Genomic DNA, 12366 nt, shown 5'->3' on the forward strand with positions numbered 1-12366 from the left:
CGGGCCGCACCCCCCACGACACCAGCAACCGGTACAGAGCCACCTCGAACGCGAACAACGCGGGCTGCGTGAACTCCGTACGATCAACCAGATCCGAATCCCACGCCGACCGCACCGACACCTCGAACCGGCCCAGCACCTCATCCAAAGCCCCGGCGAACACCGGAAAACGAGCCGCCAGCCCCCGGCCCATCCCCGGCCGCTGACTCCCCTGACCCGAGAACAGGAACGCCGTCTTCCCAGTGGTCACGCGACCACGGATCACCTTCGCCGCACGCTCGCCAGAGGCGAGCACGCGTAAGCCCTCCGCCAGCTCGGCCTCGTCCGCCGCGACGACGACCGCACGGTCCGCGAGCGCGGCGCGCGAGACCGCGAGGCTCCACGCGGCGTCGAACACCGGCGGCACGGCCGCGGCCTGCGCGCGCAGCGCCGCCTCCCCGTGCCCGGACACGAGGAACGGCCGCGCACCGGCGGGCAACTGTGCCGGTTCGGTGGTGGCGTTGTCCGGCTCGGCCGCCGCGAGGACCAGGTGGCAGTTGCTGCCGCCCATGCTGAACGACGAGACGCCGACGACCCCCGGCGGCCGCGCGTGCGGCTCCCGCACCACGGCGAGCCCCAGCTCGGCCAGCGGGATGCGCGGGTTGGGGGTGGCGAAGTTGAGGCTCGGCGGCACGGCGCCGTGTGCCAGCGCGAGCACCCCTTTCAGCAGGCCGACGATCCCGGCCGCGCCTTCCAGGTGCCCGACGTTGGTCTTGGCCGACCCCACCGGCAGCGGTGCGCCCGCCCGTGCCGCACCGAGGACCGCACCCAGTGCCGCGGCCTCGACCGGGTCGCCGACGGGAGTGCCGGTGCCGTGCAGCTCCACGTAGTCCACTTCGGACGGTGCAACGCCAGCGGCGTCGTAGGCCGCGCGCAGCACCTCCTCCTGGCCCGCCTGGCTTGGCGCGGTCAGGCTCTCGCCGCCGCCGTCGTTGTTCGTGGCGCCGCCGCGGATCACGCAGTACACACGGTCGCCGTCGGCCACGGCGTCGGTGAGCGGCTTCAGCAGCACCATGCCGCCGCCCTCGCCACGCACGTAGCCGTCGGCCCTGGCGTCGAAGGTGTGGCAGGCACCCGTTGGCGACAGCACGCCCAGCTCACGCAGTGCGTCGGTGACCCGAGGGGCGAGGATCAGGTTGACACCGCCCGCGAAGGCCACCGCACACTCGCCGCGGCGCAGGCTCTCGCACGCCAGGTGCACGGCGACCAGCGACGCGGACTGTCCACTGTCGACGGTCAGGCTCGGCCCGCGCAGCCCGAGCAGGTAGGAGACGCGGTTGGCGATGACCGCGCGGTGCAGGCCGGTGACGGTGTGGGGGCCGGGTTCGAACTCGTGCGCGAGGTGGGCGTAGTCGTCGGCCATCGCGCCGACGAACACGCCGGCGCGGCGCTCGCGCAGTGCGGCCGGGACGACGTGCGCGTCCTCCGCGGCCTCCCAGGCCAGTTCCAGGGCCAGCCGCTGCTGGGGGTCCATCGCCGCCGCTTCCCTCGCGGGGATGCCGAAGAAGGCGGCGTCGAAGGTGTCGACGTGGTCGAGGAACCCGCCGAGGGCCGTGCCCGCGGTGTCGCGGCGGTGCGCGGGAGCGGATCCGATGGCCGACTCACCCGCGCTGAGCAGCCGCCAGAACGCGGCCGGGTCGGCCGCACCCGGGAGCCTGCAGGCCAGGCCGACGACCGCGATGTCCCCGGAATACCGGGCACCACCGGCAGCCGGATTCGCCGTCCCCGTGTCGCCGTGCGCGGCCATGAATCAGGCCCCCTTCGCGGTGGTCGCCATTTATCCCGCCGTTCATCGTGCATGAATTGCCAGCCGGGTTCAAGATTAATTGAAATCGCACACAACTGATGAATAAATGGGCAGCACAAAATCGGCCTCGCGCGCATTTCGGACACGCGGGCAGAAAACACACCGGCTCATTGCTTCGGCGGACTTTCGCCGGGAAGCACCGAGGCGGCCGGAATGTCTGCACGCCAGAAGGCGTGCCCCCGTCAGATCTTCTCGGCCAGCCAGTCCTCCATGGTCATGGCGGTCGTCGCCGCCTGCTTCTCCATCATGGTCAGGTGATTGCCCGGCACGTCGGCGTCGTCGGCGCCGGGCCATGACGCCCGCCACACCGACGGGTCCGCCGCGGGATCGAGGCCGGTGGAAATGCGGTCGGCGGCCCGCACGAGAAGTGTCGGGACGGTGAGCGTGCCGGGCCACCAGTCACGGAACAGCAGGGAATAAGCACCCATCGCGGTGAGCCACGACTCATCGGACGAACCGGCCAGCCAGGACGTTTCCCGCTGCTTTTCGGCAAGACCCGCTATCACGTCCTCCTGGAGTCGTGGAAGAAATTCGTGGCCCGGTTCGTAGGTGTCGAGCAAAACCACCCCCGAGGGCGCGAGACCACGTGATTCCAGAACTTCGGCCACGGCGTGCGCGACCCACCCGCCCGCTGAGTAGCCTGCGAGCGCCACCGGTCCGCCGTCGGCGATCCGCGCAACGGCGTCGGCCTGCACGGCGACGAACGTCGCCAGGTCGGCGGGCAGCCGTTCGCCGTCCGCGAAACCGGGTGCTGGCAGCACCCAGGTCTCCCGTCTGCCCGCGAACGTCGGCGCGAGCCGGGCGAACTGGAACACCGACGACTGGCCGACGAACGAGGGCAGGCACACCAGCCGCGGCGCGCGGTCGCCGGTGGCGATCCGCACCGGGTCGGGCTGGTCGGCCGCGCCGTCGCCGCAGAACGTTGGCCGGAACGCGGACGCGGTGACCATCAGTTCGTGGAACTCGCCGAACCTCCCGGCCGCGCAGGCCGCGCGGAACATCCCGCCGAGGCCGCTGCCACCCTGCTCGTCCTTCGCGGCGCTCTCCTCCTTGTCCGGCAACGGTTCCGCCGCGCGGTCCCGGGTGGTGAACGAGACGTCCGGCAGCAGGTGGCGGGCCAGCGCCTCCGGTGTCGGGTGCTCGAACACGAGCCCGATCGGCAGCCGCAGCCCGGTCGCTGCGGTCAGCCGGTTGCGCAGCTCGACCGCGGTCAGCGAGTCGAAGCCCAGCTCGGCGAGCGGGCTGCCGGGTGCGACCTCGGCCTCGTCGTGCCGCAGCACCGAGGCGACGGTGGCACACACGTACGCCACCAGCTCGTCGGCCGAGGACCACGTGCGCGGACCGGTGTCCATCTCGGGAACGACCGCCGCCGCCCCGGCACCCGGCGGATAGCTCAGCGCGTGGCTCGGCGCAGGCCAGAACCGCGTGCCATGGAACGGGTACGCGGGCAGGTCGACACGTCTGCCGCGACCACCGAGCACGGCCCGCCAGTCGACGGTCACGCCACCCGCCCACGCCTCGCCGAGCGAGCGCAGGAACCGGTCCCACCCGCCGTCGTCGCGCCGGAGCGTGCCGGTGACCAGCGCGTCCACGCCGCGTTCGTCGACGCCCTGCTGGATGCCGTAGGTGAGCACGGGGTGCGCGCTGACCTCAACGAACGCGTGGTGGTCCGCGTCGAGCATGGCGGACACCGCGTCGTCGAGCAGCACGGTCCGCCGCAGGTTCCGGTACCAGTAACCCGCGTCGAGTGCCGTGGTGTCGAGAAGGGTGCCGGTGACCGTCGACCAGAACGGGATCGTCGCGGCACGCGGGGTCACCGGCGCGAGCACCTCGGCCAGGGCGGCCTCGATCTCCGCCACGTGCGCCGAATGTGACGCGTAGTCCACGGGGATCCGCCGGACCCGCACGTCCCGGGAGGTGAGCCACTCCGACAGCTCCGCCACCTCGGCCGGGTCACCGGAGACGACCACCGAGCCGGGGCCGTTCACGGCGGCGAGCGACAGGTCCGCCCACTCCCCCAGCAACGTCTCGACCTTGTCCGGCGCCATGTTCACCGACAGCATCGCCCCCCGGCCCGCGAGCCGGACCAGCTCGCGGCTGCGCAGTGCGACCACGCGCGCACCGTCCTCAATGGACAGTGCACCCGCTACGCAGGCCGCCGCGATCTCGCCCTGGCTGTGCCCGGCCACCGCGTCCGGTTCGACACCGCAGGCACGCCACAGCGCGGCGAGCGACACCATGACCGCCCACGACACCGGCTGGACGACGTCGACCCGGTCGAGGGACGGCGCGCCCTCCGCACCGCGCAGCACGTCGAGGGGCGACCAGTCCACGAACGGTGCCAGCGCCGCCGCACACGCCAGCAACGACTCGGCGAACACCGCCGACTCGGCCATGAGCCGCACCGCCATCCCGTCCCACTGCGCGCCCTGGCCGGGGAAGACGAACACCGTGCCGCCGCGGTCCGCAGCACGGACGGGCGCGGTCAGGTCGGGCGCACCGTCGGCACCGGCGATCAGCACCGCGCGGTAGGGCAGGGCGGCCCGCGTGGTCGCGAGCGACCAGGCGACATCGGCGGGCTCGGCGTCGAGCGCGACCAGGCGCTGTGCCTGTGCCCGCACCGCGGCCGGGCTACGCCCGGACACCAGCCACGGCACCGGACCGGCGCCGGGCTCACCCGCGTCCTCGGGCACCGCCGGGGCCTGTTCCAGCACGACGTGTGCGTTGGTGCCGCTGATGCCGAACGCGGAGACACCCGCGCGGCGCGGCCGTCCGGCGTCGGTCCACGGCCGCGGTTCGGTCAGCAGCGCGACGGATCCGGCGGACCAGTCGATGCGCTCGGACCGGGTCTGCGCGTGCAGCGTCATCGGCAGCACGCCCGCCCGCAGCGCCATCACCATCTTGATCACCCCGGCGACGCCGGCCGCCGCCTGTGTGTGGCCGATGTTGGACTTCACCGACCCCAGCCACAGCGGCTCGTCGCGCCCGGGTCCGTAGGCCACCATCAGCGCCTGCGCCTCGATCGGGTCGCCGAGCGACGTGCCGGTGCCGTGGGCCTCGACCGCGTCGACGTCCACACCGGACAGACCCGCCGTCGCGAGCGCCTGTTCGATGACCCGTACCTGCGACGGCCCGTTCGGCGCGGTGAGCCCGTTGGAGGCGCCGTCCTGGTTGACCGCGCTGCCGCGCACCACCGCGAGCACGCGATGCCCGTTGCGGCGGGCCGCCGAGAGCCGCTCCACGACGAGGACGCCGACACCCTCGGCGACGCCGAACCCGTCGGCCGCCGCCGCGAACGCCTTGCACCGGCCGTCGGCGGCGAGTGCCTGCTGCGTGCTGAACTCGACGAACGTGCTGGGCGTGGCCATTACCGCCGCGCCTGCGGCGAGTGCCAGCGAGCACTCACCCGACCGCAGCGCAGCCACCGCGAGGTGCAGCGCCACCAGCGACGACGAGCAGGCCGTGTCCACGGTGACCGCGGGGCCCTCCAGCCCGAACGTGTAGGCGATCCGGCCGGACAGGACGCTCGCGGTGTTGCCGGTGCCGACGTAGCCGCCGGTGTCGGCGGCACCGAGCGCCAGCATCGCGTAGTCCTGGCCGTTGGTACCCACGAACGTGCCGGTGCGGCTGCCGCGCAGTGTCGCCGGGTCGAGGCCCGCGTGTTCGAAGGCCTCCCACGAGGTCTCCAGCAGCAGCCGCTGCTGCGGGTCCATCGCGACCGCCTCACGCGGGCTGATCTCGAAGAACGCCGCGTCGAAGGTGGTCGCGCCATGGAGGAAGCCGCCCCGGCGGGTGTAGCTGGTGCCGGGGTGGCCGGGGTCCGGGTGGTAGACCGAGTCGACGGCCCAGCCCCGGTCCTCTGGGAACTCGGAGGTGGCGTCGACGCCGTCGGCCACGACCCGCCACAGGTCCTCCGGCGAGGACACACCGCCGGGGAACCGGCACGCCATGCCCACGATCGCGATCGGCTCGTCGGCCGCCGCCGCGACCACGGACCGTGCCGTGGCCCGCGCGGCGCCCTCGCCGATCCGGTCGAGCAGGTGGTCGGCGAGTGCCCTCGGCGCGGGGTGGTCGAACACCAGCGTCGCGGGCAGTCGCAGGCCGGTCGCCGCGGTGAGGCGGTTGCGCAGATCGACCGCGGCGAGCGAGTCGAAACCCAGCTCGCGGAACGCGCGGTCGGACTCGACGGCGGCCGCCGAGTCGTGGCCGAGCACCACCGCGGCGTGCCTGCGCACGAGGTCCAAGACGTCCTTGCGGCGTGCCTCCGGTGTCGAACCCGACGGGCGCCAGCCGGTCTCGCTCGCGGCCGCCGACGCCCGGCGCACCATCGGGCGGACGAGCCCGCGCAACAGGTGCGGGACACCGCCGTCCTCGACGCTCCCGCGCAGGGCCGCGAGGTCCAGCTTCGCGGGGATCACCAGTGCGTCCGGCACCCGGCGGGCCGCGTCGAACAACGCGAGCCCCTCCCCGGCGGTCATCGGCGTGGCGCCGGAGCGCACCATCCGGTCCAGTTCGGCCGGGGTGAGCTTGCCCGCCATGCCGCCGCGCTCGTCCCAGAGGCCCCATGCCATCGACACCGCTGGCAGGCCCGCCGCGCGGCGGCGCTGCGCGAGCGCGTCGAGCACGGCGTTCGCGGCGGCGTAGCTGCCCTGGCCGTAGCCGCCGAGCACCGACCCGATCGAGGAGAACAGCACGAACTCCGCGAGGTCGTCCGCCGAGGTCAGCTCATGGAGGTGCACCGCGGCCTCAGCCTTGGGCCGCAGGGAGTTCTCGACCTGGTCCGGCGTCAGCGCATCGACGGTGGCGTCGTCCAGCACGGCCGCGGTGTGCACGACCGAGGTCAGCGGGTGCCGCACGGACGCCAGGAGCGCCGCGAGCGCGTCCCTGTCCCCGACGTCACAGGCGGCCACCACCACGTCGGCGCCGAGAGCGGCCAGCTCGTCGCGCAGCTCCGGCATGCCGGGCGCGTCGAGGCCGCGGCGGCTGACGAGCAGCAGGTGCCGGGCACCGTCCCGCTCGACCAGGTGCCGGGCGATCAGCCTGCCGAGGCCACCACTCGCGCCGGTGACCAGCACGGTGCCGTCGGGGTCGATGGCACGCGGCGCGCGCTCACCGGCCGGGACCCGCGCCACGCGCGGCACCAGCACGGCACCGTCGCGGATCGCGAGCTGGGGTTCGCCGCCGCACAGCGCCCGCTCCACCAGCTCGCCTGGCACGTCCCCGTCGGGCAGGTCGAGCAGGACGAACCGGCCGGGATGCTCGGTCTGCGCGGACCGCACGAGGCCCCACACGGCGGCCGCGTCGAGATCCGGTTCCGCGCGGCACACCGCGTTCCTCGTGGTGAGCGCCAGGACCCCCGCATCGGCCGCGAGCCAGTCCTGGAGGTGGCGCAACGCTTCCCGCACGTCGGCGCAGGCCACCACGGCGTCCGGCCGGGGTCGCGGCGGCGCCTCCGGCGGCTCGACCCAGTCCAGGCGGAACAGCGACCGGTCGGCGGGGCCGGCGAGCGTGTCACCCGTGACCGTGCGCAGCACCAGCGCGTCCACCTCGGCCACCGGGTCGCCCGCGCCGTCGGCGAGCGTCACCGCGAAGGCGCTGTCCCCGGCGGGCGACAGCCGCACCCGCAGCGTCGACGCCCCGGCGGCGTGCAGCGAGACACCGGTCCAGGCGAACGGCATCCGGCGCGGACCGGCGGCGGCACTGTCCTCGAGCCCGGTGGCCAGCAGCGCCTGCAGTGCCGCGTCCAGCAGCGCCGGGTGCAGCCGGTACCGGCCCGCACGGTCGTCCTCGGGGGCGGGCAGGTGCACTTGCGCGTACACGTCCTCGCCGTGGCGCCACACGTGCCGCAGGCCACGGAAGGACGGGCCGTACTCGTAGCCCGCCTCGGCGAGGCGCTCGTGCAGGTCGTCGGTGCCGACCTCGGTCGCACCGGCAGGCGGCCACTCGGCGAGCGGGGTGCCGGGCGAGGTGCCCTCGGCCAGGGTGGCGGTGAGGTGCCGGGTCCACGGCGCGCCGGGCTCCTCGTCCGACGGTCGCGAGTGGACGGTGAGGGTGTCGCCCCGCACGAGCACCTGGAGGTCGACGGCGCCCCGCTCGGGCAGCGGGAGCGGCGCGAGGAGCGTGAGTTCCGCGACCCGCCCCCGGTCCACGGCCTCGCCGGCACGCAGCGCCAGTTCCACGAACACGGTCGCGGGTGCCAGTGCGCGGCCCGCGACGACGTGCTCGGCGAGCCACGGGTGGGTGGTGGCCGACCACCGGCCGGTGAAGAGGAAGCCGTCACCCTCGGCCAGCGCGACACCGGCACCGAGCAGCGGGTGTTCCGCGTCGGTCATGCCCAGCTCCGCCGGATCGCCACCGGTGCCCGCGTCGAGCCAGAAGCGCCTGCGCTGGAACGGATAGGTGGGCAGGTCGACGCGCGGCCCGGCGGGCAGCAGTGCGGCCCAGTCGACCGCGACGCCCCGGACCCATGCCTCGCCGACCGACAAAAGGAACCGGTCCCAGCCACCCTCGTCGCGGCGAAGCGTGCCGCCCGCGAAGACCGGGTCCACCGCCTCCTGCACGGCCATCGTGAGCACCGGATGCGGGCTCATCTCCAGGAACGTGCCGTGTTCGCGTTCGGCGAGCAGCGCCACGACCGGTTCGAACAACACGGTCTGCCGCAGGTTGCGATACCAGTACCCGGCATCGAGCGAAGCGGTGTCGATCCGCCCGCCCTCCAGCGTCGAATAGAACGCGACCCCGGCCGACCGAGGAGCCACACCATCCAATGTGGACAGCAGTTCGTCGCGCAGCTCCTCCATCGCCGAGGAGTGCGACGCGTAGTCCACCGGGATCCGCCGCGCACGGACACCTGCCGACTCGCACCACGCCAGCAACGCGTCGAGGTCCACGGCGTCACCGGACACCACGGTCGTGCCGGGACCGTTCACCGCCGCGATCCCGACGCTGCCCGACAGCGGCACGTCGTTCACGGGCAGCGAAACCGACACCATCCCGCCACCACCGGCCACCGCGGCGATCGCCTTGCTGCGCAAGGCAACCACCCGCGCCGCGTCGGGCAAGCTCAGCGCCCCCGCGACGTACGCCGCCGCGATCTCGCCCTGCGAGTGCCCGACGACGGCATCCGGCTCCACCCCGCACGACCGCCACAGCTCGGCCAGCGACACCATGACCGCGAACAGCGCAGGCTGCACGACGTCAACGCGTGCCAGGGACGGCGCCCCGTCCTCGCCCCGCAGGACCGCGAGCAGCGACCAGTCCACGAACTCGGCGAGCGCGGTCTCGCACAGTTCCATCGACGCGGCGAACACCGGCGACTGTTCGAGCAGCTCGACCGCCATGCCCGCCCACTGCGCCCCCTGGCCGGGGAAGACGAACACGGTGCGACCCGGCGCGCCGACCACGCCCTGAGCGGTGCCCGGCAACGGTTCCCCGCCCGCGAGTGCGGTGAGCCCGGTGCGGTCGCCGACGACCACCGCGCGGTGGGTCATCGCCGACCGCGTGGTCACCAGCGAGCGGGCGACGTCGAGCGGTGCGGCGTCGAGCGACGCCACCCGCGCGGCCTGAGCCCGCAGGGCAGCGGGTTCGCGGGCCGAGAGCACCCACGGCACCGCGGGGACGTCCACGGGCGTGGCCGGGGTCGCCGGTTCCGGTGCCTCCTCGATCACCACATGGGCGTTCGTGCCGCTGATCCCGAACGAGGAAACCCCCGCGCGGCGCGGTGTGCCGGTCGCTGGCCAGTCGCGTGCCTCCCGCAGTACCTCGACCACCCCGGCCGACCAGTCGACGTGCGGGGACGGCTCGGCCGCGTGCAGCGTCCTCGGCAGCCGCCCGTTGCGCAGCGCCATCACCATCTTGATGACCCCGGCGACGCCTGCGGCGGCCTGCGTGTGCCCGATGTTGGACTTGACCGACCCCAGCCACAGCGGGCCGGTGCGGTCGCGGCCGTACGCCGCCACCAGTGCCTGCGCCTCGATGGGGTCACCGAGCGGGGTACCGGTCCCGTGCGCCTCGACCGCGTCGACCTCGTGCGCGGCGACGCCGGCGCCCGCGAGCGCCTGCTCGATCACGCGGACCTGCGACGGCCCGTTCGGTGCGGTGAGACCGTTGGACGCGCCGTCCTGGTTGACCGAGGAGCCCCGCACGAGGCCCCAGACCCGGTGGCCGAGCCGCCGCGCGTCGGACAGCCGCTCCACGAGCAGCATGCCGACGCCCTCCGCGACACCGAACCCGTCGGCGGTCGCGCCGAACGCCTTGCACCGGCCGTCGGGGGCGAGCGCGCCCTGGCGGCTCATCTCCGCGAAGACGTCCGGTGCCGACAACACGGTGACGCCACCCGCGAGTGCGAGCGTGCACTCCCCCTGCCGCAATGACTGCACGGCAAGGTGCAGCGCCACGAGCGAGGACGAGCACGCCGTGTCGACCGTGACCGCGGGGCCTTCGAGCCCGAAGGTGTAGGCGACGCGGCCGGAGAACACGCTGCCCGCGTTGCCGTTGCCGAGATAGCCCTCGACCTCCTCGGGCACCGTGCGGACCCGGGCGGCGTAGTCGTGGTACATCGCGCCGGTGAACACGCCGGTGCGGGTGCCGTGTGCGGTCTCGGGCGGGATGCCCGCGCTCTCGAAGGCCTCCCACGAGGTCTCCAGCAACAGCCGCTGCTGTGGGTCCATCGCGACGGCCTCGCGTGGGCTGATGCCGAAGAACGCCGGGTCGAACTCGTCGGCGTCGTGCACGAACCCGCCCGCACCGCGCCCGAAGAGCCTGCCGGTGTCCCACCCCCGGTTCTCCGGCGGACCCGACACCGCGTCGACCTCGTCGGCGACGAGGCGCCACAGGTCCTCCGGTGTCGTGACGCCGCCGGGGAACCGGCACGCCATGCCGACGATCGCGATGGGCTCGTCGGTCGCCGTCGCCGGGATCGTGCTCTCTGGCACCCCCGCGTCCTCGGCACCCAGCACCCGCGACCGCAGGAACGTGGCCAGCGCGACCGGTGTCGGGTGGTCGAACACGAGCGTCGCGGGCAGCGGAGTGCCGCACGCGGTGGCGAGGCGGTTACGCAGTTCGACGGCGGTGAGCGAGTCGAAGCCGAGTTCCTTGAGCGGGCGGGTGGCGGGCACCGCCTCCGCACCAGCGTGTCCCAGCACCGCGGCGACGTGGCGCCGCACCAGGTCGAGCAGGTGTGCGTCGCGGTCGGCGTCGGCGAGTGCCGCGAGGGTGCGGCGCAGGCCCGTCTCCTCCGCCGCCGCACGCGCCCGTGGGCGGGTGGCGCCGCCGACGAGCCCGAGGAACGCGGCGGGCAGATCGGGCATGGCACGCAGCGCGGCCAGATCGAACCGGGCGGGCACGGCGGTCGGCACGGCGAGGCCGAGTGCGGCGTCGAGCATGGCCAGCGCGTCCCTGGTCGCCATCGCGACGGCGCCATGGCGCCGCACGCGGGCGAGGTCGGCGTGCCCGGTCATGCCGCTCTCCTCGGCCCACAGGCCCCACGCGAGGGAGACCGCGTGCAGGCCCCTGGCACGCCGCCGGTGGGCGAGCGCGTCGAGGTAGGCGTTGGCGGCGGAGTAGTTGCCCTGGCCCGCACCGCCGAGCGTGCCCGCGAGCGAGGAGAACAGCACGAACGTGACGTCGCCGGCCAGTTCGTCCAGGTGTGCCGCGGCGTCGGCCTTCGGGCGCAGCACCGTGTCCAGCCGCTCGGGCGTCAGCGAGCCCAGCGTGGCGTCGTCCAGCACGCCCGCGGCGTGCACGACGGCAGTCAGCGGGTGGTCGGCGGGCACCGCGGCCAGTGTCCGAGCCAGGGCGTCGCGGTCGGCGACGTCGCAGGCGGCGACCGTCACGTCCGCGCCGAAGGCGGCGAGTTCGGCGCACAGCTCGGCCATGCCGGGGGCGTCCGCACCTCGGCGGCCGACGAGCAGCAGGTGCCGCGCACCGTGCCCGCGCACGAGGTGGCGGGCGACCGTGCCGCCGAGGGCGCCGGTGGCGCCGGTGATCAGGACGGTGCCGCCGGGATCGAGTGCTCGAGACGCCACCGTGTCCCCGGCCGCCGGAGCGGGGGCGAGGCGCGGCACGCGGGCGCGGCCGTCGCGGACCGCGGCCTCTGGCTCCGCGACCAGCAGCGCAACCAGCGCGTCCGGCACGTCGCCGTCGCCGAGGTCCAGCAGGCCGAAGCGGCCGGGGTTCTCGAGGCCCGCGGCGCGGATCAGGCCCCAGACCGGTGCGTGCGCGAGGTTCGGCACGTCCTCGTCGGCCGCGGTGCCCACGGCTCCCCGGGTCACGAACACCAGCCGCGACCCCGCGAACCGCTCGTCGGTCAGCCACGTCTGTGCCACCTCGAGCACGTGGTGCAGCGATGGTCGCAGCGCCCCGCCGGGCACCGGGCACAGCACGACGTCGGGCCGGTGCGCCGCGAGCGCGTCGAAGTCCTGGCAGGCGGGGAAGGCCGAGGGCAGACCGGCGCCGAGCACGGCCACCGTCGCCGAGCCCGCGACCGGTCGCCAGCCCGGCCACGCGAGACGCAGCAACGG

General features: G+C 74.4%; 2 protein-coding genes. Both read right to left on the reverse strand.

Annotation, left to right across the window (positions count from 1 at the left end):
• The coding region (locus tag WBA97_RS23020; protein WP_424232969.1) for a beta-ketoacyl synthase N-terminal-like domain-containing protein at positions 1-1786 on the reverse strand (1786 nt) is incomplete at its 3' end.
• A gap of 242 nt (positions 1787-2028) precedes the next feature.
• The gene (locus tag WBA97_RS23025) at positions 2029-12312 is read right to left on the reverse strand and encodes an SDR family NAD(P)-dependent oxidoreductase (RefSeq protein WP_424232970.1); all 10284 of its coding nucleotides are present in this window, start codon (positions 12310-12312) and stop codon (positions 2029-2031) included.
• Positions 12313-12366: the final 54 nt, after the last annotated feature.

The organism is Actinophytocola sp., from assembly GCF_049647105.1.
In the GTDB taxonomy this organism is placed as follows: domain Bacteria; phylum Actinomycetota; class Actinomycetes; order Mycobacteriales; family Pseudonocardiaceae; genus Actinophytocola.